An 18,868-nucleotide genomic window follows, 5' to 3' on the forward strand; every position below is an offset into this window, starting at 1 on the left:
GCGCAACCCTTCGAGCCGAGTGGATCCAGCTTCCCCGCGGGCGCAAGGGCGCCTTGGAGTCGGGCGTTCTCCTCAGTGCTGGAGAAGTGGCCGGGCGCATGTATACGAGCGAGCTCATCCACCTGCTCAATCACCGGGTCGGCATTGTAGAGTCCACCACCTTGGATCCCCTCGTCTTCCTGTGCTGGCCCGACGCAGCATCCCCGTCGTCGGTTGTCTGGGAGTCCACAAAGAACCTACCGGCCGACTCACTGGCCCTCCTCGCCGACCCCATGGACAGCGGCCCCGCCGCCGTGCTCACCGGAACCGAACTCACCCACTTCTCAGAATGGATCACGGCGCTTCCCCGCAAGCCCGGCCCAAAAACACCCGTCCCCTCCTAAGAATGTGGCTCAACTGCTAGAGGAGTCAGCTTCATCGCTGCGACTCCCGATCCGCCGTCAAACCTGCGTGAGCGTCCAGCTAACGAACCCGCTGGACGTCATTGGGATGACGACCGTTTCCGTAATCAGTTCGAGGGCACCTCCGATTCCGGTGAACCCCCGGTGTCGGTCGTCGGCAGGGCCTTCGGCTAATCCATCCGCTCGAGTTGAGGAGTGGAGGTCATTGTGTCGCCGGCCTGCTGCGAGGGCTCGTCGCGAGGGTCGGTGTCGGTGCGTTTGTTGGGTTTCAGCTCACTGAAGAGGGCGCTGGCGACGATGAATATGGCGCCTACGATCGCGATCGGGGGGAGACGTTCACCGGCGATACGGCCGACGATGGCAGCCCAGACGGGTTCGGCGGCGTAGATGATCGTGGCCCGTGTCGGTGAAACTGAGTTCTGAGCCCAGTTCATGGTGAGCTGGATGAGGCAGCTCGCCGCACCGAGGGCAACGGCTGAGATCACCCACACCCACGAGAAAGTCGGCAGCTGCTCTCCAACAGCGGGCATCGTCAGGAACCCAAGTAACCCCGCGACGAGAAGCTGCACGACGGTCACCCGGCCGAGGTTGACCTTGCCGGCGAACCAACCGATGAGAATGATCTCCGCGGCGATCGGGAGAGTACTGACGACCGTCACGATCTCCCCCGCCCCAAACGAGAAACTGGCGCTCCCTGGGTCAGCGAGCAGCATCAAACCGGTGAAGGCGAGCACGACACCGACCCAAGTAAAAAGTCGTGGCGGCTTCTTGAACACGACCCACTGCAGGACGGGAACGAGGGGGACGTAGAGCGCGGTGATGAAGGCGGAGGTACTGCTGGTGATTGTCTGCAATCCGACGGTCTGCAACCCGTAGCCGAGGAAAATCATCACTCCGATCGCAGCTCCCGCCACTACTTCCTTCCTCGTGAGGCCGGGGAGAATCCGGGCGAAGATCAGCGCGCTGATGAGGCCGGCGGTGACGAACCGCAGCCCGACGAAGAACCAGGGTCCGCTGTACTGCACGGCGATATGCACGATGAGGAACGTCGCCCCCCACACGGCAGTGACGAGGACGAGGGCGAGCTCCTGGCGGGAGAGCCAACGCTTACAAGTTGGTACGTGCAACATGATGCACACTTTATGGTGCAAAATAGTGCACATGCAAACGGGAGAAACATCGCAGGTCCTGGCCCACGCAGGGGCGAACGTGCACCGTTTCCGGGTTGCGGCCAATCTCAGTCAGGTCGCCTTGGCGGACCGGGCCGGCATCAGCCGAAGAACGATCATCAAACTCGAATCAGGCGAGGCGAATATCAGCCTGACGGGCCTGGATCATCTGGCCGACGCGCTGGGTGTCACCTTCGTCGACCTGGTCGCCGCCCCCGCGGCGGCCCACGCTGACATCCGCGAGCTCGCTTGGAGAGGCCGAACCGGCGGCTCTGCGGTGCTGCTGGCCTCGGTCCCCGCCACGAAGGACGCCCAGCTGTGGGCATGGGTGCTGGAGCCCGGGGACCGTTACGACGCCGAACCCGACCCCGAAGGCTGGTCCGAACTGCTCATGGTCTCTGAAGGATCCATCCGTGTGGAGCAGGAACGCGGAGACGTCGTACTGACTGCGGGTGAGCACCTCGCCTTCGGCACAGCACAGCAATACTCCTACGTCAACGACGGCCATCGCCGCGCCCGTTTCACGCGGGTAGTCGTCAGCTGACTGAGCACACGCTCCGATTCCCGACGCTTGTTCTCCTGCCCAGGAACCGGCGGTAACGCCCGCACGAGGATCCTCATTCAAGCACCGTGGGCTCGAGTCGATGAAGGCGCGCCACGCAAGTAACGAGGACGACCCCGCTGTGGTCGAATGGTCGCTGCGCCGGACTCCTGGATGTCCTGCTTCGAGGGTCTGCGCGTTTCCACACGACGCTCGTGGTAGACACCTAGGAGACATTCATCGTCGGAGGGTCCAGTATGCGCAGCCGATGCCGTCGACGCGATAGGCAATTCAGCAGGGAGATCGCTCAGTGACTGCCCCGAGACAACGCCCCACTACATTTCGGGGGCCCACCATCGTGGCGGTCCTGCGTCCGGTTGTCCGCCTGATTACGGTCTTGGGCGTCGTGACCGCTATTGTCGCAACGTTCTTCGATACTGCGTCGAGGACGCCTATCAACCCGTTGAACTTTTTCGGGTTCTTCACCATGCAGAGCAACATCATGACCGCGTTTGTCCTCCTCGTTGCGGCAGTCATCGAACTGGGACGGCGGTCGAATCCGGGCTGGTTGGTCCCGGTGCGGGCGGCGACGACGACGTACATGGTCGTCGTGGGCATCGTCTATAACCTGCTGCTAGCAGGTCTGGCCGGCGGGGTCGACCTGGCCTGGGCGAACTGGGTCCTGCACGTCGCGTTCCCGGTGTACGCGTTTCTGGACTGGCTCCTGAATTCCGATCGACACCGGCTTCCCTTCACGACAATCGGCCTGATCCTTGTGTACCCACTCACCTGGTGCGCAGTCGTCCTCGTCCGAGGAGCCACGGACGGATGGGTCCCGTACCCATTCCTCGACCCGGCGACCGGGTACGGGTCGGTAGCTCTTTACGTAGTCCTCATCGCTGTTGCGTTCACTATTTTCGGGGCCCTGATCATCGCCATCAGCCGGCTCCGCTTGCCATGGACGAACCGCACATCCCACACCAGGTAGCTGCACTGCCGGAGGTTGGTTGAGGTGAGGGCGCGTGGGAAGTTCACCGGCGGGAGCACGAAGGCGGAGTGTGGAGCGTAACGGTGCGGGCCGCTCCTACGCTAGGCCAGCGATGCTTCCTGAGGTGGTGTCGCCATACTGCGCACATGGGTGAGGATCGGCCGTAACTCGCTCTGGCGCACATCACGCAGCGAGGTGATCGAACGCCCAACACACCATTCGATCACTGTCAGACGCTCGTGCGGGGTGATAACCCGCGCGTTGTAAAGCGCCTGCTGCAGCATGAGGATCTGGCGCTCACGCAGCAGGCTATCAGCAGAAAGGACGGACAAGGAATGCACGGGATGCAGTGCGGTAATCACGTTCATGGTTCGAGCCTAGGCTCGGCACCACAACGGCCAGCAGCAGATCGGCGTGCCCCACATGAAAGCTGCGTGAATACTGCACCCGAGGACCCTGTTCCAGGCTCATCATGAGGCTCGCCCGGTTTCACCGTAAACCGGCGGGCAGAGCGGGTGCCGGCCTTGCCCCCCGCCAGGTTTTCTCGTTCTCCATCAGAAGGCGCGAATGGCTTCCGGGTGGCGTTCCCTCCGGGCCAGCCCGCGAATCACCGGCAGGGCTCCGTGCCGACGAACGGCGACTTCAGCCAGGACAATCGCAACCTCGTCATAGGCGTCCTGCGGGAGATCCTTGCTGCTCTCCTGGCCGACGCTGACCGCAAGGTCATCGAGGTGTACCACCAGTTCCACGAGTCGCGTCCTCAGGTACTCCTCCACCGTGATCACAACGCCCTGCAGGACTTCGACCCGCCGGCCCATGGTCGATTCATCCAGTCGCTGGTGCAACCCCAGCCGCGAGCGTCCCACCTCCCGCGCAAGGGCGGACGCCCCCACCCTGGAGGTATCCAGTGATCGGGCGCGGACGCTCCGGTGGAACCCGCTGTCGACCGGGTCATGATCACCCAGCACGGCGGTGATGTAGCCCGCGGCATCAGTGGCTTCAGTAGTGGTCGACGGCTCGGGGGCGTCCAAGTACTTCTCGACCGTCAGCACGCCCCTCGCCAAGTGCCCGGCCAGGCCTGCCACGGTATAGCCCTCCAGAGCACTCTGGTCCTCCCAATGCTCTGCGACGGCCGTGCTGCCGAGTACGACTTCGACGTGCTCCGCTGCTGCCAGGAAGGCACCAAGGATGCCTGTCGATGCATTCCGCATACATGAACTCCCATCGGGCTGCGCCTCGCTGCTTTCCGTGGCTACTGTCCCCCTGTTGGGATCGGGAGGCAAGATGCACGCCTCGCCTGCGCGGGTCGAAGGAGGCCCTACTCCCCCGCTCGGGCCCGAGGTCGGTCGGCAACGTCAGGAGGAACAGCATTCCGGGGGCGTAGGGATCCGTTACCGACGCGCTTCCTCCCGGCGTGACGACAGCCCACTCCGCGTCTCGAACCGGTGGACGCCGTTCACGACCACCAGACAGGTCTGGTTGCTGAGCAGCCCGATCGGGTCCTCGGACAAGGGGTCCGCCTGCAGCACCACGAAGTCCGCGAGGAACCCGCGCTCGATGCTGCCCTCCTGATGCTCCGCCCTGCAGGAGTATGCCGCATCCCTGGTGGCGTGGCGCAGGGCTGCCTCGAGGTCGAGCGCGTACCGGGGAAGGTTCGCCGGCAGGGACTGATCCAGCGCGGACTTCCGGGTCGCTGCAACGTACATGTTGGGCAGGGGCTCGTGGGGGGCGGTCGGTGCATCGGTGCTCAGCGCAAGGGTGGCCCCGGCGGCAATGAATTCCGTCCACGGGTAGGCCCTGTCTGTTCGCTCATCTCCCAGCATGGCCTGCCAGTTGTGCTGGATGGCGGGGTCGGCATGGACGGGTTGCATCGAGGCGACGACGCCGAGCCGGGCCAGCCGGACCACGTTCTCGGGTGTCACGGTCTCCAGGTGTTCTATCCGGTGGCGCCGGTCCCGGGGTCCGTTGATCGCATATGCCGTTTCCAGCGCGTCCAGCGCGATATCCGAGGCCTCATCGCCAATGGCATGGATGGCGATCTGGAGTCCGCCCGCATCTGCTGCCGCGACGACGGGGATCAGTGCCTCCCGATCCCAGATAGGGTCGCCGTTCGTTCCATCGGCGTACGGTTCCTTCATCGCCGCGGTGCAGCTGTCGATGACCCCGTCGAGGACCAGTTTGATGCCGACCATCCTGAGGGTCGGTGAGTTCACCGAGTCAGCCAGCTCGACGGCACGGTGCACCTGCTGGAGGTTCTCCTCCACGGTAGGCCGGTGGTGGACGAACCAGTGTCCCTTGATCCGGAGGGGCAGCTCTCCCCCGTGTCGTGCTTCCGCGCGAAGGAAAGCCCGCAGGTCGTCGTCCTCCACGGCCATGTCCACAACGCTGGTGACGCCGCTGGCAAGGTAGTGACTGATCGCGCTCTCGAGCCAGGAATCCCTATCGGCGTCGGTGGCTCGCCGGGCCAACGCGGGCCAGACGATCTGTTGCGCAGCCGTTTCGAGAAGCATCCCTGTCGCTTCTCCGGTCTCCGGGTCCCGCGTGATGGATCCTCCGTGGGGATCCTCGGTGTCCGCGGTGATGCCGAGCTCTGCCAGTGCTGCCGTGTTCACCCACACCGAATGCAGGTCGTTGGCGTCGAGGTAGACGGGGACGTCCGCGACGGCGGCGTCGAGCATCGCCCGGTCGGGAGCGGCGCCGCCCAGCGCGCTGTAGAGCCAGCCGCCGCCCAGGATGCGTGGGGCCCCGGGGTTCCGGCGTCGCGCCTCCTTCACCGCTTCCTGTATCTCGGCCAGCGATGATGCTCCGCGGAGCTGCACTTTCTGCAGGGATTGCCCCAGCATGAGCAGGTGACTGTGCGCGTCGACGAATCCTGGTAGGAGAAAACGGCCGCCCAGGTCGATCTCACGCATGTTCGCCGTGTCGGCCCGGTCGCTGGCCTGATGGCCGGCGTCATCAGGACGGACGGCGTGGATCCTGGTGCCGTCGACGACGACGGAGCCCTTGATCACCCCCTGAGGAGTGAGGATGGACGCATTGGTGTAGGCGGTCTGCTGAAGTGGCACGGGAATCCGTTCTGTTGTCAGGCGATGGCTGCGCGGGGGGCATCGGTCTCCGGCGTCGCGTCCGGCACGAGAGCCTTTTCTCTGCGCAGGGACTCGCGCGAGACGGCTACCAGGGGACCGAGGACCAGCAGGGTGATGCCGCCGAGAATGATGCCCAGGGCCGGGTAGCCCAGCGCTGAGGAGACCGCGGTCCCGAAGAGGGGTGCGAAGGAAGAACCGACCAGATAGACGCCAAGAATGGGAGCCGACCAGCGGCCCGTCGGATCCAGCGCGGCGGCGATGGCGATGACGTAGAGGAACGCCACCATGTAGACGGTGTTCCAGATGATGATCACCACCAGGTACAGCTGGGGATCCGTGATGAATCCGGAGGCGATCTTCAGCGCTGCACCGATGAGGAGAGCAGCTGCGAGCGGGACTGTGCGGCCGAGCCGTTTGCCTGCAACGCCCACCAGTGCGGAGGCCAGGAGCCCGCCCAGGGTCGAAAGGCTCAGTACCAGGCCCATTCCTGCTTCATCGAGGCCGGCTTGCTCCGCGCCCATCACTGCTGCAACGGCCCAGAGCGAGTCCTCACCCAGTGCCCAGATGGCGAAACAGGCCAGGAGTACGACGCCGGCGATGGCTCCGGTTCGTGGGCTCTCGGCGGGAGCCGCCGAGCGGGCAACACTGCGGTGCGGCGTAGCGGCCGGACGGTCCGGCAGCCACCCCGTGGTCACGAGCGCCGCGAGTGCCAGGCATGCCAGGATGCCGAAAGCGCTCGCCATGCCCAGGCCGACGGCGGGGATGATGAACAGCACGACGGCGACAATGGCCCTGTTGGCGAACCCGCTGATGCCCGATGCCCGGTCAGGGTCACGCAACGCAGCAAGGGCCGCTCCGCCTGCAGCTACCGCACCGCCGCCACCGATGCCGCCGATGATGATCCCGGCGGCGGCGATCGTAGGGTCGGCGACCAGGGCGGCCGCACCGAACCCCAGGGCCGTCAGTGCCAGGCCCGCCCGTGCGACCACATAGCGGCCGCCGAGGGCGGTCCAGCGGGAGGTAGCCAGGCAGGCAAGGGCGGACAGGAGCAGGCAGGCCGTCATGAGGGTGCCCGCTCCGGTCGGGCTGAACCCCAGGTCGGCCAGCGCGACGATCATGACGGGGACCAGATTCGCGGTCATGAATCCTACGACCGTGATCCCGAAGGTGGAGACAGCCCGGGAGGCCGTCAGTGGAACCCGGACGGTGGCGTCAGGGGGTGTTGGCGTACTTCCCACGGCGTGCTCCATTCAGTGATGGCCGTCACTCCAAATGAACGGCGTTCATTTAGTATCGACGCGGGGAGCGCCGGGAGCAATAGTTTTTGAAAGCCTTTCAATTAACTTTGGATTTCACCCGTGTTGCGATGCCGGCGATCAGTGCCTCGAGGCCGAACTCGAAGGCACGTTCGACCCGCTCCGGCGCCGACGGGCTGGCTCGGACCGCCCTCGTCAGGGCCGGGTACTGCTCGGGTTCCGGTCCCCAGACCTCATCAGGGGCGGTGAAGTCGAGCGCCGCGCCCAGGGCGAAGTAGTCGACCAGCGAGAGGGCTGGAGCGACATCGGCGGCGTCGAGGCCGGACCGCTCCAGGGCGAGCGTCAGATCCTCATACATGGCGATGACCTCGGCCGCCCTCACCGTCTGGGTCACCAGTAGGGGTACCAGCCGGGGGTGCGGAGCGAAGCAGTCACGATAGCCGCGGATGAGGATGCGCAGAGCCTCGTCCCACGGGGCGTCAGCGGTCGATGGGGTGGGATTCGAGCTGAAGAGGTGGGCGCGGAGGAGTTCCACGATGTGTTCGCGGCTGGAGATCCGGTTGTAGAGAGAGGACTGACTGACGCCGAGCTCGCGGGCAATCCTCGGGAAGCTGAAGTCGCCCGTCTCGTCGACGAGCTTCAGCGCTGCCTCGACGATCCGCTCGACGGACAGGAGGGTGGATCGGGGGCGTGGCATGGACGGTCTCCTTTTAGGCCCAAAGTAGCAGTCAGGCAACCGGCGGCAGGGCGATAGCGCCTGAACGGCAGCAGGGCATCTGCACGGCATGCGAAGTCCTTGCCGGGAGCACACTCAGCGCACAGCCGTCGCGCGGCTATGCTCTCGCCATGGACCAGCAGCTGCACTTCGTCACCGTCGCCACGCGGGATCTCGATGCGGGACGGTCGTTCTACCGGACGCTGGGCTGGACGCCTGCACTGGACGTTCCAGGCGAGATCATCTTTTACCAGGTGGCACCCGGCTTGCTGCTGGGGCTCTTCCGCGACGACAAGTTCGCCCAGGACGCGGGGCTCGATGCCAGGCCCGCGCCGTCCGGGGTGACGCTGTCCCACAACGTCGGCAGTCCAGCCGACGTGAACCAGCTCGTCTCGGCGATGGCGGCCGCGGGCGCGACGATCCTGAAGGAACCTCGGGACGGCGCTTTCGGGGGCATCTTCCACGCACTCGTACGCGATCCGAACGGCATCGTCTGGGAAATCGCCCACAATCCGGGCTGGCACGTCGGTGAGGACGGCATGGTGGGCATCGGCTGACGCAGCGTTCACGGCAGGGACGAGCTGCTCCGGCTACGGGTCACATTGCTTCGCATTCGTCCCACCGCTGCGTTCTCTGCCTATAGTCGTTCCAGCTTCAAGAGATGCGGTCGCAAAGCTCCGACTGGACCGCGCACCAACCCCATGTTCCTGGGTGGTTCGGATGACGAAGCGGCCTTCGCCTCGGCATGACAGTGCTGGTCCGGCGGAGGCAAGAGCACGTCGAAAGGACTCGGTCCACCCATGCCACGTCAGATCGCCTTCAACCTCTTCGAGATGAATTGCGTGGGCCATATCTCCCACGGCCTCTGGGTACACCCCGAGAACAACCGGCACCGCTTCAACGATCTCGACTTCTGGACCGAAACGGCGAAGATGCTCGAGGCAGGGCTCTTCGACAGCGTGTTCCTCGCCGATGTGATCGGCACCTACGACGGCTACCGCAACGGCCCACGCGGTTCGACCGCGGTCCCTTCGTCGCCATCGGCACTCCCGGCGAGGTTGCCGACGAGATCGAGCGGTGGGTCGAGGGCACGGATCTCGACGGATTCAACCTGCGGCAGTTCCTCACGCCCGGCACCGCCGAGGACTTCATCGAACTCGTCATCCCCGAACTCCAGCGACGAGGCCTGTACCGGACGTCCTATGAGGAGTCGACCCTCCGCGAGCGCCTGTTCGGGGCGGGCAACACGAGGCTGTTCGACCAGCACCCCGGTGCGCGGTACCGCAACGGCGCCCACCTCGGTCCGGAGGCCGACACCCTCGATTCCGGCGCCGTCGAGGCCGGGAGCTTTTCCTACGCCTAGGTGGAATCCCCCGACGACCTGCCGGGGAGTCCTCCGGGTGATTGCCCCCTCGGAAGGAATGTCGGCGGAAGTGAACCAGCGCCGGGGACGACCGAGGCGAACCGGAGGACCACGACCGGATACCGTGGGGGCATGATGCCCGGCTTCCGGTATGACGTGGAGATCCTGCACCTGCTCGTGTCGGGGGCACACGCCTACTTCGGTCGGGCGCGGGACGGAGCGGCCGACGTCGTGACCATGGACGCCGGGAGCGTCGAGGTCGTCGCCGGCAAGGGGATCGTGGGAGACCGCTTCTTCGGCAAGGCGGCCCACATGGATGCGGCGGTGACCCTGTTCGCCATCGAGTCGCTCGAGGCGATAGCGGCAGAGCTCGGCGCCGATCCCTTCGATCCGCTGCTGCCCCGCCGCAATCTGGTCCTGCGCGGCGCTGAGCTTCCACCCCTCATCGGGCAGGACTTCGTCCTGGAGACGCAGGCGGGAAGCGTGGGGTTCCACGGAGGCCGGCATGCGCATCCCTGCGCCTGGATGGATCGGGTGCTGGCGCCCGGCGCCCACAAGGCGATGCGGGGCAGGGGCGGGCTGCGCTGCAGACCCCTCGACAGCGGGACCCTCTCCCGCGGACCCGCGGTCCTGGTCAGCCCGGTTCCCCTGGACCCGACGCAGGCCGGCAGCGCTTCCGTGCTGAGGCCGAGCCGGCTCCCCTGACCGGAGGCGCCGAACGCGACGGGACCGCTAGTTCGTGAACCGGATGTCCGCCGTCTCGCCGACGCCGGCAGCCCGGCCGGGGGCGGCCTGGTACTGCCAGTACAGGTTGGTGTGAGCGATGACCTTGTCCGGCGAAGGGGCACCCCACGCGCTCTGGTCCTCGGTCGTGTGGGCGTCGCCCACCAGCGTCACGTCGTACCCCCGCACGAACGCCCCGTGAATGGTCGAGCGGATGCATGCGTCGGTCTGGGCGCCGGACACCACCAGCCGACCGACGCCTGCCGCTGCAAGAACGTCCTCGAGGTCGGTTCCCTCGAACGAGTCACCATAGCTCTTGTGCACGAGCGGTTCGGACGGGAGGCGCTCGAGTTCGGGGACCAGTTCCCAGGGATCCGAGCCCACCTCGAGGTCGGCATCGGCGTGCTGCACCCAGACCACCGGGACACCTGCGGTGCGTGCCTTCCCGACCAGGGTGTCGATGTTCGCGACGACCGCATCGCGGTCATAGGCATCGGCGACGACGCCGTTCTGCACGTCGATGACGAGCAGCGCTGTCCTCGGGCGGTTCTGCAGGGTCGTCATGGCTGCTCCTCATGGCCTTCTCGAAAAGGGCTGGGTAGCTGCACTGCGCACCCCGCCGACTGAGGAAAGAGTACGTCGCCGGGCTGCCGCAGGGAGGAGCAATGCGGACAACCCGGTTCCGCAGCAGCAGGGGCTGCCGAGGAACCGGGCCTGTGCGCACGGCGCCGACCAGAGGCCTGGACGGCGCCGTGCGACACAAGGCCGTCCGAGGCAGAGCTCTCCGGAGCCTCCGGGTGGTGTTCCGCTTACCGGTGTCCGCCGATGATGCCCAGCTCCACGGCCTTGGCTGCGCCGTCCGCCTCCGCCTGGGTGAGGGAGCCGTCCGTGACTGCGGCATCGAGACGCTCCTGAAGGGCAGCGGCTCGTTTCTCCTGTTGCTCGGTGCGGAGTTCATCGAGGGCGGTCTGCACCGTGGACTCGTCCAGTCCCAGTGCCTCCGCGAGCGAAGCAGCCAGAGCGGCCTGCATCGCCTCCCGATCAGGCCTGGTTCCGTCGTCGTTCCCGGCCCTTGCCTCGTCCCGAAGAGTCTCCAGCGCGTCGCTGACTGCCGATTCCTCCACCCCGAGCTTCTCCGCAAGGCGTGCCGTGTCGACCCCGCCGCGGCCGTGGCGACCGAAGCCGCCGCCGTGGTTCTCGTCCCCCGGAGCGGCCGACGCGCCGGCCGTGGGTTCGGGCGTCCCCGTCGTTGCCGCAGAGGCCATACCGGTGACCCCGAGGCTCGCTCCGGCCACGAGGGCAGCTGCACTGGCGCCCAGTGCGATCTTCCTACGCTGAATCATCGTGTCTCCTCGATCCGCTCGTTCCGAGCGGTTGCAGTGAAGGGCCCACACGGCCCAGGACCACTGTCACCGCTGCGCTTGTGGCCCACCTTTCCCGGCGCTGTGTGCGCGCTGTGCACGGAGGTGCTGGGTGCGGACATCGACGAGGAGATCGGCCTCAGCCGCGAACTCCGGGCCGCGCTGCTCGAACCACTGCTGGATCCTCGGGTCGATGCCGGGGCGGTAGGTCACTCGCCCCGGTAGGCGGCTTCAAGGGCTGCGATGTCCAGCTTCCGCATGCCCAGCATGGCTTCGAGGGCGCGCTGGGCGCCCGCGGCGTCCTCGCCGCCGATCAGTCCGGGCAGCACGGTCGGAACGATCTGCCATGAGAGTCCGAACCGGTCCTTCAGCCAGCCGCACCGGCTCTCCTCCCCGCCCTCGGCCAGCGCGGACCAGTAGTGGTCGACCTCCGCCTGGTCCGCGCAGGCGATCTGGAAGGACACCGCTTCCGTGAAGGAGAACTCGGGACCGCCGTTCAGGGCGACGAACGGCTGGCCGTCCAGGTCGAACGACACCGTCAGCGCCGGATCGTCCGGTCCCTGCCCGGTGCGGGAGACATCGACGATGCGAGAGTTCCTCACGATCGACGTGTAGAGCTGCGCGGCTTCCTCGGCCTGGCCGTCGAACCAGAGGCACGGAGTGATCAATCCCATCGGAGGTGTCCTTTGCTCGTGCCGCGCTGGCGCGCCGGCTGGTGCCCGAATCTAGCCCACGGGCAGGACGGCGACAACCACTACGCTGGTTGTATGCCCCGCTCCAACCCTGTCCCTCCTCCGGTCGAGCAGGTACGGGAGCGCGCCCGTGCCGTACCCGCCGCCTGGGGGGTCGCCGACGTCGTCCTGATCCTCGCCTTCGCCGCCTCGGGGCGCCGCACCCACGAGCACGGCGTGACCGTGGCCGGTGTCCTGGAGACGGCGTGGCCGTTCCTCGTCGCGTATGCGCTGTCGGCCCTTGCGGTCCGGGCCTGGCGCTCCCCCGCGGCCCTCCGGCCCACCGGGGTGGTCCTCTGGCTGGGCACCGTCATCGGTGGCCTCGCGCTGCGGGCACTGTCCGGCGGCGGGGTGGCCCTGAGCTTCCAGATCGTCACCCTGCTCGTCCTCGGCGCGTTCCTCCTCCTGCCCCGCGCCGTCGTGCGCTGGATCAGTCGACGCCGCGGAAACCGGTAGCGTAGATCCGAGTCCCCGTCCCCTCCTGAAAGGCACGCCATGATCACGGCATTCGTCCTCATCCAGACCGACGCGTCGCGCATTCCCGAGAGCGCCCAGGCCATCTCGGAGATCGAGGGCATCAGCGAGGTCTACTCCGTCACCGGCGAATGGGACCTGATCGCCATCGCGCGCGTCAGCCGCCATGAGGACCTCGCGGACGTCATCGCCGACCGCCTGTCCAAGGTCGACGGCGTCCGCTCGACGACGACGCAGATCGCCTTCCGCTCCTACTCGCAGCACGACCTCGACGCCGCGTTCACCCTGGGCTTCGACAGCTGACACCGCGGGCGCCGCCCGAAACGGTCCGAACCGCCCCAAAACTGCTTGAAACCGCCCGAACACCGCCCCGGAACTGCCCGGGCGATCCGGCCGGCGACGCCGCGAAAGGGCCCTGTGCCGACCCGTCGGGCCGGGCTGGACGACGAGCGGGGCGGTCAGTGGGACCGGCTGACCTCGACCCAGCGTTCGAGCACTCCTGCTGCGGCGCCGGAATCGATCGACGTGCGCGCCCGCTCCATCGCCGTGCGGATCCGGCCGACGAGGCCGCCGTCGGCGGTCTCGTCCAGCGCCACCAGGCCCGCTGCTGCGTTCAGGATGACGGCGTCGCGCGCCGGGCCGGCCTGCCCGCCGAGAACCGCGCGGACCACGTCCGCGTTGCCGCTCGCATCCGTGCCGCGCAGCGCATCGACGGGTACGACGTCGAGCCCGAAGTCCCCCGGGTGCACCTCGTGTGCCTGGACCTGGCCGTTCCGGACCTCCCACACCGTGGACGATCCACTGGTCGTCAGCTTGTCCCGACCGTCGTCGCCGCGGAACACGAGCGCGCGGATGCCCCGCGCCGCGAGCACCCCGGCCATCAGCGGAGCCATCCGGGCATCGGCGCACCCGAGCGCCTGGGCCGCGACCCCGGCCGGATTGCTCAGCGGGCCGAGGAAGTTGAACGCCGTAGGAACCCCGAGCTCCCGCCGCGGCACCGCCACATGCTTCATGGACGGGTGGAAGACCTGCGCGAAGCAGAACGTGATGCCGGCCTGCTCGGCGGTCCGGGCGACGTCGGCCGGTGCGAGGTCGAGCCGCACGCCCAGTTCCTCGATCACGTCCGCCGCGCCCGAGGCCGAGGACGCCCCCCGGTTTCCGTGCTTGACAACCTTCGCCCCGGCTCCTACGGCCACGAGGGAGGACATCGTCGAGATGTTGAGGGTGTTCAGCCCGTCGCCGCCGGTGCCGACGATGTCCAGGGTGGGTCCGGCCACCTGGATCCGGTGCGCCCGGCCGAGCATCGCCTGCACGAGGCCGACGAGCTCGTCCACGGACTCACCCTTGGCCCGAAGGGCGATGAGGAAGCCCGCGATCTGGGCGTGGCTCGCCTCCCCCGCCATGATCGTATCCATCGCCCAGCGGCTCTGCCCGGTGCTCAGATCGAGGCCCGCCAGGAGTGACGAGAAGATCGACGGCCAGGTGGGTTGCGCCGCGGGAGGGCTTGTTGTCAGGCTCACTGTCCAAGATTATCTACGAATTGTAGAAAGTCATCACGGGGAACTTCCGCGGAATACCGGGCGTTCGGGCTCCCCACCCCTTCGCAGGAGGCTTTGGGGCGCCGTTTCGCGTTGGTGATCGCCATGATCTTGGGGACATAATGAGATCGTGACATCTGCGACCCAAGCCCCCAGTGCCGCCCCGCATCCCGCGCTCAACCGTCCCAACATGGTCTCCGTAGGAACCGTGGTGTGGCTGTCCAGCGAGCTGATGTTCTTCGCCGGCCTCTTTGCCATGTACTTCACCCTGCGCTCCACCTCCAGCGAACTGTGGGCCACGGAGACCGAGAAGCTGAACGTGCCGTTCGCGCTCATCAACACCATCGTCCTGGTGTCGAGCTCCTTCAGCTGCCAGTTCGGTGTCTTCGCCGCCGAGCGCCTGCAGCCGCGCAGGACGGGCGGACTCTTCTCCTTCGCCCGCTGGGGCATGGTCGAGTGGTTCCTGCTGACGTTCATCATGGGCGCGATCTTCGTCTCGGTGCAGGCCTACGAGTACGCAGAGCTGGTCTCCGAGGGCGTCGCGCTGTCGTCCAACCCCTTCGGGTCGGCGTTCTACATGACCACGGGCTTCCACGGGATCCACGTGATCGGCGGTCTCATCGCCTTCCTCTTCATCATCGGCCGCGCGTTCATCGCCCGCCGCTTCGGCCACTTCGAAGCCACCTCCGCCATCGTGGTGTCGTACTACTGGCACTTCGTCGATGTGGTCTGGATCGGCCTGTTCATCATCATCTACTTCCTTCAGTAACTACCTCCCCCAGATTCTTCTACTAGAGGTAGAATTCAATGAAGAACTCCAGCAGCTCTGGTACCACAAAAGGCAGGAAGCATTCCGTGAAGGCACTTTCCCAGAGGCGGCGTCATCCCCTAGCAGCATTCGCGCTGCTCCTGATGGCACTCCTCGTCACCGGCGGGATCTATGCCGCCGCCAGCACCGCCAACCAGGCACAGGCCCAGACCACCACATTCACGGCCGACGACGTCGAAGAGGGCAGCAAGCTGTTCTCGGCCAACTGCGCTTCCTGCCACGGCCTGGGAGCCACGGGCTCCAACGCGGCACCGTCGCTCGTTGGCGTAGGAGCCGCGTCCGTCGACTTCCAGGTCGGCACCGGCCGCATGCCCATGCAGATGGACGGCCCCCAGGCACAGGCCAAGCCGGTCCAGTTCACCGAGGAGCAGATCGGCCAGCTGGCAGCCTACGTGGCGTCGCTCGGCGCTGGTCCGTCCATCCCGTCCGAGGAGATCACCGATCCCTCCGAGGGTGACGCCTCGAACGGCGGCGAGCTGTTCCGCGTGAACTGCGCCATGTGCCACAACGCGGCAGCGGCCGGCGGTGCCCTGACCCGTGGAAAGTTCGCTCCGTCGATCGACGGCACCACGGGGAAGCACGTCTACGAAGCCATGGTCACCGGTCCGCAGAACATGCCCGTCTTCAACGACGCGAACATCGCTCCGGAGGACAAGCAGGACATTATCGCCTTCCTCGACACCATCAAGGAAGAGGGCTCCCCGGGGGGAGCGGACCTGGGTTCGCTCGGTCCTGTCTCCGAAGGACTCTTCATCTGGGTTGCCGGGCTGGGCGTCATCATCGCCTTCACGGTGTGGCTCACGTCAAGGTCCTCCTGACCATCCGCGCACGCCTCGGGAACGAATCAATGACAGACCTGCGAATGCAGTACCTAAAGAAGGATGAGAGTGATCATGGCCGACTCTAGTAACGGCGCTCCGGGAACCTCGGTCACCGTCGCTACGCCGGGCCGGGAACTCGACGAGTTCGAGAACCCGGGTCTCCCGCCCCACCGGCCGCGCCTCGCGGACCGTGACCGACGCGCGGAGAAGCGCGCCGAACGCCAGGTTTCTCTGCTGTTCGCCATCTCGGTTCTCGGCACCCTGCTCTTCTTCGCCGGCTACTTCTTCGTCCCCCTCGACCAGACGGTGGAGCGCCTGCGACTCCAGAACCTGATGCTCGGGCTGGGCACCGCCTTCTCGATGCTGGGTATCGGCGTCGGTATCGTGCACTGGGCGAAGACGCTCATGCCGGACCACGAGGTCACGGAGAGCCGCCACGAGATCCGCCCGGAGCGGGACCGCCAGGACGCCGAGAAGATCGTCACCGACATCCTCGACGAGTCCGGCATCAAGCGCCGCCCGCTGATCCGTAACACGCTCCTCGGAGCGGCGCTGCTGGCTCCCCTGCCGGCGATCGCCATCTTCCGCGACCTCGGTCCGCTGCCGGGTAACTCCCTGAAGCAGACCATGTGGGACACCGGCGTCCGCCTGACCCGTGACCCGAGCGGTACACCCATCCGCGCCTCGGACGTAACCATCGGATCGGCGTTCCACGTCATTCCGGAAGGTCTCAACGAGATCGAGAACAGGCTCGAGGAAAAGGCGAAGGCAGTCGTCCTGCTGATGCGCCTCGACCCCGAGGAGCTCAACCCCTCTCCCGGCCGGGAGAATTGGGGCTACGACGGAATTGTTGCGTATTCCAAGATCTGCACGCACGTCGGCTGCCCGGTAGCACTGTACGAACAGCAGACGCACCATCTGCTGTGCCCCTGCCACCAGTCCACCTTCGACCTCGAGCAAGAGTGCAAGGTGATCTTTGGACCGGCTGCGCGTCCGCTGCCACAGCTACCCATCGAAGTCGACGACGAGGGCTACCTCGTCGCGTCAAGCGATTTCCAAGAACCCGTAGGACCTAGTTTCTGGGAGCGAGGCTGACATGAGCAGCTCAACTGCGACGCAAAGCTACGTGCCGAAGACGCGCGTAGGAAAGGTCACTGACTACGTCGACTCCCGGGTCGGCGGCTCAGGGATCGTCAAGGAGTTCGGCCGTAAGATCTTCCCCGACCACTGGACATTCATGTTCGGTGAGGTGGCCCTGTACACCTTCATCATCCTGCTGCTCACCGGCACCTTCCTCACCTTCTTCTACGACCCGTCAATGGCCGAGACGCACTACGAGGGGAGCTACCTCCCCCTGCGCGGTGTCGAGATGTCCGTGGCCTACGCCTCGTCGCTGGACATCTCGTTCGACATCCGTGGCGGCCTGTTCATGCGGCAGATCCACCACTGGGCGGCCCTGCTCTTCGCGGCCTCCGTGGCCGTGCACATGCTCCGCGTCTTCTTCACCGGCGCGTTCCGCCGGCCCCGTGAATTCAACTGGGTCGTCGGTTGCACCCTGGTCATCCTGAGCCTGGCTGCCGGCTTCACCGGTTACTCGCTCCCCGACGACCTCCTCTCCGGCAACGGTCTGCGCATCATCGACGGCGTCATGAAGGCCATCCCTGTGGTCGGGACGTACCTGAGCTTCTTCCTCTTCGGCGGCGAGTTCCCGGGCACGATGATCATCGGACGCCTCTACGTGCTGCACATCCTGCTGATCCCGGCCGTGATCCTGCTCATGATCGGCATCCACCTGTTCATGGTCGTGCTTCACAAGCACGCGCAGTTCCCTGGCCCGGGCCGCACCAACACGAACGTGGTCGGCTATCCCGTGGGTCCGGTCTACGCAGCGAAGGCCGGCGGATTCTTCTTCATCGTGTTCGGCGTGCTGGCCGCGATCGCCGCGGCGTTCACCATCAACCCGATCTGGAACTACGGTCCGTACGACCCCTCCCCCGTGTCGGCAGGAACGCAGCCTGACTGGTACATCGGCTGGGTCGACGGCGCCCTGCGCCTCATGCCGGGCACGATCGGCAACTTCGACTTCGAGTTCATGATCCCGTTCCCCTGGGGCGTGAACGCGCTCTCGCTGAACGTGCTGGTCCCCGCCCTGGTCCCCGCGACCATCGTCTTCGCCCTCATGTTCACCTGGCCGTGGATCGAGGCCTGGGTCACCAAGGACAAGCGCGAGCACCACCTGCTCAACCGCCCGCGCAACGCTCCTACCCGCACCGCCGTGGGCGTCGCAGGCGTCGTGTTCTACTGCGTACTGTGGGCTGCTGCCAGCTCCGACCTCATCGCCACGCACTTCCTGGTGTCGCTGAACGACGTGACCTACTGGCTGCGCTTCCTGGTGTTCTTCGGTCCGGTCATCGCCTTTATGGTGACGCGCCGCATCGCGCTGGCCCTGCAGCGCAAGGACCGCGAGATCGCCCTCCACGGCCGCGAGACCGGACGCATCGTGCGGTTGCCGCACGGTGAGTTCATCGAGGTCCACGAGCCGGTCGACGACTACAAGCGCTACAAGCTGGTCAGCTTCGATTCGCCCGAGGTCATGGTGCCCACCGCGGATGCGAACGGCAAGGTCAGCCTGCTCGACAAGGTCCACGGTCGGGCGTCCCGCTTCTTCTTCGAGGACCGGGTCGCACCGGTCACGCCGAAGGAACTGGCCGCGTCGCACGGTGACCACCACGATGAGGTTGCCGGCGCGAAGGATCGCGAGTCGATCGCGAGCCGCTAAGCTCCTCGCCGAAAGGGCCCGGACTCATGAGTCCGGGCCCTTTCGCCGTCTCCGGGCCCTATCGAAACCCCGGGATCTCAAAACGGTCCCCAC

Annotated in this window: 23 protein-coding genes and 1 riboswitch; of the genes, 12 read left to right on the forward strand and 11 right to left on the reverse strand. The window is 66.4% G+C overall.

Annotated features, from left to right (window positions below; genetic code table 11):
• Positions 1-98 precede the first annotated feature (98 nt).
• Complete coding sequence (locus tag ACX80I_RS00115; protein ID WP_459343181.1) at positions 99-383, forward strand: hypothetical protein; 285 nt, start codon at positions 99-101, stop codon at positions 381-383.
• A 188-nt stretch (positions 384-571) separates the two neighbouring features.
• Here the strand turns inward: ACX80I_RS00115 and ACX80I_RS00120 are convergent, their stop codons facing one another.
• Positions 572-1,531, reverse strand: coding sequence for a DMT family transporter (locus ACX80I_RS00120; RefSeq protein ID WP_459343182.1), 960 nt, complete (start codon positions 1,529-1,531; stop codon positions 572-574).
• 31 nt (positions 1,532-1,562) lie between these two features.
• Here ACX80I_RS00120 and relB point away from each other — a divergent pair, with 31 nt between their 5' ends.
• Together relB and ACX80I_RS00130 are read left to right on the forward strand one after the other, a co-directional pair.
• Positions 1,563-2,114, forward strand: a complete 552-nt coding sequence (gene relB / locus ACX80I_RS00125) for a type II toxin-antitoxin system RelB family anti-toxin (protein ID WP_459343183.1) — start codon at positions 1,563-1,565, stop codon at positions 2,112-2,114.
• Between the two features lie 355 nt (positions 2,115-2,469).
• Positions 2,470-3,099 carry a Pr6Pr family membrane protein gene (locus ACX80I_RS00130; protein ID WP_459343184.1) on the forward strand — a complete coding sequence of 210 codons (630 nt, stop codon included), beginning with the start codon at positions 2,470-2,472 and terminating at the stop codon, positions 3,097-3,099.
• A gap of 101 nt (positions 3,100-3,200) precedes the next feature.
• Here ACX80I_RS00130 and ACX80I_RS00135 read toward each other — a convergent pair whose 3' ends face one another.
• From ACX80I_RS00135 to ACX80I_RS00155, 5 genes are all read right to left on the reverse strand, one after another.
• Positions 3,201-3,467: a hypothetical protein gene (locus tag ACX80I_RS00135; protein ID WP_459343185.1), complete on the reverse strand. Its 267-nt coding sequence runs from the start codon at positions 3,465-3,467 to the stop codon at positions 3,201-3,203.
• 186 nt (positions 3,468-3,653) lie between these two features.
• Positions 3,654-4,310: a maleylpyruvate isomerase N-terminal domain-containing protein gene (locus ACX80I_RS00140; protein ID WP_459343186.1), complete on the reverse strand. Its 657-nt coding sequence runs from the start codon at positions 4,308-4,310 to the stop codon at positions 3,654-3,656.
• A 180-nt stretch (positions 4,311-4,490) separates the two neighbouring features.
• Positions 4,491-6,164 (reverse strand): amidohydrolase, encoded by a 1,674-nt coding sequence (locus tag ACX80I_RS00145; RefSeq protein WP_459343187.1) that lies wholly within the window; start codon positions 6,162-6,164, stop codon positions 4,491-4,493.
• A 17-nt stretch (positions 6,165-6,181) separates the two neighbouring features.
• The gene (locus ACX80I_RS00150) at positions 6,182-7,435 is read right to left on the reverse strand and encodes an MFS transporter (RefSeq protein ID WP_459343188.1); all 1,254 of its coding nucleotides are present in this window, start codon (positions 7,433-7,435) and stop codon (positions 6,182-6,184) included.
• Positions 7,436-7,520: 85 nt separating this feature from the next.
• A complete protein-coding gene (locus ACX80I_RS00155) occupies positions 7,521-8,138 on the reverse strand; it encodes a TetR/AcrR family transcriptional regulator (RefSeq protein ID WP_459343189.1) in 618 nt (205 codons plus the stop codon).
• A 149-nt stretch (positions 8,139-8,287) separates the two neighbouring features.
• On the opposite strand from ACX80I_RS00155, the gene ACX80I_RS00160 reads away from it, so the two are divergent.
• The 3 genes from ACX80I_RS00160 (at position 8,288) to ACX80I_RS00170 (ending at position 10,224) form a co-directional block, all read left to right on the forward strand.
• Positions 8,288-8,713, forward strand: a complete 426-nt coding sequence (locus tag ACX80I_RS00160) for a VOC family protein (RefSeq protein WP_459343190.1) — start codon at positions 8,288-8,290, stop codon at positions 8,711-8,713.
• A 95-nt stretch (positions 8,714-8,808) separates the two neighbouring features.
• Positions 8,809-8,937, forward strand: a riboswitch (SAM riboswitch).
• Positions 8,938-8,994: 57 nt separating this feature from the next.
• Positions 8,995-9,519: a hypothetical protein gene (locus ACX80I_RS00165; RefSeq protein WP_459343191.1), complete on the forward strand. Its 525-nt coding sequence runs from the start codon at positions 8,995-8,997 to the stop codon at positions 9,517-9,519.
• Positions 9,520-9,651: 132 nt separating this feature from the next.
• Entirely contained in the window at positions 9,652-10,224 is a 573-nt protein-coding gene (locus ACX80I_RS00170) for an MOSC domain-containing protein (protein WP_459343192.1), read from the forward strand.
• Between the two features lie 27 nt (positions 10,225-10,251).
• Here ACX80I_RS00170 and ACX80I_RS00175 read toward each other — a convergent pair whose 3' ends face one another.
• From ACX80I_RS00175 to ACX80I_RS00190, 4 genes are all read right to left on the reverse strand, one after another.
• The gene (locus ACX80I_RS00175) at positions 10,252-10,806 is read right to left on the reverse strand and encodes a cysteine hydrolase family protein (RefSeq protein WP_459343193.1); all 555 of its coding nucleotides are present in this window, start codon (positions 10,804-10,806) and stop codon (positions 10,252-10,254) included.
• Between the two features lie 245 nt (positions 10,807-11,051).
• Positions 11,052-11,585, reverse strand: a complete 534-nt coding sequence (locus tag ACX80I_RS00180; protein WP_459343194.1) for a hypothetical protein — start codon at positions 11,583-11,585, stop codon at positions 11,052-11,054.
• 66 nt (positions 11,586-11,651) lie between these two features.
• A complete protein-coding gene (locus ACX80I_RS00185; RefSeq protein WP_459343195.1) occupies positions 11,652-11,816 on the reverse strand; it encodes a hypothetical protein in 165 nt (54 codons plus the stop codon).
• On the reverse strand, positions 11,813-12,277 hold the full coding sequence (locus tag ACX80I_RS00190; RefSeq protein WP_459343196.1) for a VOC family protein: 465 nt from the start codon (positions 12,275-12,277) through the stop codon (positions 11,813-11,815). Before ACX80I_RS00190 ends, ACX80I_RS00185 begins: the two co-directional genes overlap by 4 nt.
• A 93-nt stretch (positions 12,278-12,370) precedes the next feature.
• Here ACX80I_RS00190 and ACX80I_RS00195 point away from each other — a divergent pair, with 93 nt between their 5' ends.
• Both ACX80I_RS00195 and ACX80I_RS00200 read left to right on the forward strand, forming a co-directional pair.
• The gene (locus ACX80I_RS00195; protein WP_459343197.1) at positions 12,371-12,790 is read left to right on the forward strand and encodes a DUF3054 domain-containing protein; all 420 of its coding nucleotides are present in this window, start codon (positions 12,371-12,373) and stop codon (positions 12,788-12,790) included.
• A gap of 39 nt (positions 12,791-12,829) precedes the next feature.
• Positions 12,830-13,111: an Lrp/AsnC family transcriptional regulator gene (locus ACX80I_RS00200; RefSeq protein ID WP_087075693.1), complete on the forward strand. Its 282-nt coding sequence runs from the start codon at positions 12,830-12,832 to the stop codon at positions 13,109-13,111.
• 155 nt (positions 13,112-13,266) lie between these two features.
• On the opposite strand, the gene trpD is transcribed toward ACX80I_RS00200, so the two are convergent.
• Positions 13,267-14,328: an anthranilate phosphoribosyltransferase gene (gene trpD, locus ACX80I_RS00205; protein ID WP_459343198.1), complete on the reverse strand. Its 1,062-nt coding sequence runs from the start codon at positions 14,326-14,328 to the stop codon at positions 13,267-13,269.
• A 148-nt stretch (positions 14,329-14,476) separates the two neighbouring features.
• Between trpD and ctaE the strand changes: the two genes are divergently transcribed.
• The 4 genes from ctaE (at position 14,477) to qcrB (ending at position 18,775) form a co-directional block, all read left to right on the forward strand.
• Positions 14,477-15,115, forward strand: a complete 639-nt coding sequence (gene ctaE, locus ACX80I_RS00210) for an aa3-type cytochrome oxidase subunit III (protein ID WP_301227537.1) — start codon at positions 14,477-14,479, stop codon at positions 15,113-15,115.
• Positions 15,116-15,201: 86 nt separating this feature from the next.
• The gene (qcrC, locus tag ACX80I_RS00215; protein WP_459343199.1) at positions 15,202-15,993 is read left to right on the forward strand and encodes a cytochrome bc1 complex diheme cytochrome c subunit; all 792 of its coding nucleotides are present in this window, start codon (positions 15,202-15,204) and stop codon (positions 15,991-15,993) included.
• A gap of 75 nt (positions 15,994-16,068) precedes the next feature.
• On the forward strand, positions 16,069-17,091 hold the full coding sequence (gene qcrA / locus ACX80I_RS00220; protein ID WP_459343200.1) for a cytochrome bc1 complex Rieske iron-sulfur subunit: 1,023 nt from the start codon (positions 16,069-16,071) through the stop codon (positions 17,089-17,091).
• A 1-nt stretch (position 17,092) separates the two neighbouring features.
• Positions 17,093-18,775, forward strand: a complete 1,683-nt coding sequence (qcrB, locus tag ACX80I_RS00225) for a cytochrome bc1 complex cytochrome b subunit (protein WP_459343201.1) — start codon at positions 17,093-17,095, stop codon at positions 18,773-18,775.
• The last annotated feature ends 93 nt before the right edge of the window (positions 18,776-18,868 follow it).

It is taken from the genome of Arthrobacter rhamnosi, from assembly GCF_054510855.1.

Excerpts from the sequence above, each read along its gene's own strand:
- ACX80I_RS00115 (WP_459343181.1), top strand. The coding sequence starts at position 99 with ATGTATACGAGCGAGCTCATCCACCTGCTCAATCACCGGGTCGGCATT.
- ACX80I_RS00120 (WP_459343182.1), bottom strand. The coding sequence starts at position 1,531 with ATGTTGCACGTACCAACTTGTAAGCGTTGGCTCTCCCGCCAGGAGCTC.
- relB (WP_459343183.1), top strand. The coding sequence starts at position 1,563 with ATGCAAACGGGAGAAACATCGCAGGTCCTGGCCCACGCAGGGGCGAAC.
- ACX80I_RS00135 (WP_459343185.1), bottom strand. The coding sequence starts at position 3,467 with ATGAACGTGATTACCGCACTGCATCCCGTGCATTCCTTGTCCGTCCTT.
- ACX80I_RS00140 (WP_459343186.1), bottom strand. The coding sequence starts at position 4,310 with ATGCGGAATGCATCGACAGGCATCCTTGGTGCCTTCCTGGCAGCAGCG.
- ACX80I_RS00150 (WP_459343188.1), bottom strand. The coding sequence starts at position 7,435 with ATGGAGCACGCCGTGGGAAGTACGCCAACACCCCCTGACGCCACCGTC.
- ACX80I_RS00155 (WP_459343189.1), bottom strand. The coding sequence starts at position 8,138 with ATGCCACGCCCCCGATCCACCCTCCTGTCCGTCGAGCGGATCGTCGAG.
- ACX80I_RS00160 (WP_459343190.1), top strand. The coding sequence starts at position 8,288 with ATGGACCAGCAGCTGCACTTCGTCACCGTCGCCACGCGGGATCTCGAT.
- ACX80I_RS00170 (WP_459343192.1), top strand. The coding sequence starts at position 9,652 with ATGATGCCCGGCTTCCGGTATGACGTGGAGATCCTGCACCTGCTCGTG.
- ACX80I_RS00175 (WP_459343193.1), bottom strand. The coding sequence starts at position 10,806 with ATGACGACCCTGCAGAACCGCCCGAGGACAGCGCTGCTCGTCATCGAC.
- ACX80I_RS00180 (WP_459343194.1), bottom strand. The coding sequence starts at position 11,585 with ATGATTCAGCGTAGGAAGATCGCACTGGGCGCCAGTGCAGCTGCCCTC.
- ACX80I_RS00190 (WP_459343196.1), bottom strand. The coding sequence starts at position 12,277 with ATGGGATTGATCACTCCGTGCCTCTGGTTCGACGGCCAGGCCGAGGAA.
- ACX80I_RS00195 (WP_459343197.1), top strand. The coding sequence starts at position 12,371 with ATGCCCCGCTCCAACCCTGTCCCTCCTCCGGTCGAGCAGGTACGGGAG.
- ACX80I_RS00200 (WP_087075693.1), top strand. The coding sequence starts at position 12,830 with ATGATCACGGCATTCGTCCTCATCCAGACCGACGCGTCGCGCATTCCC.
- qcrA (WP_459343200.1), top strand. The coding sequence starts at position 16,069 with ATGGCCGACTCTAGTAACGGCGCTCCGGGAACCTCGGTCACCGTCGCT.
- qcrB (WP_459343201.1), top strand. The coding sequence starts at position 17,093 with ATGAGCAGCTCAACTGCGACGCAAAGCTACGTGCCGAAGACGCGCGTA.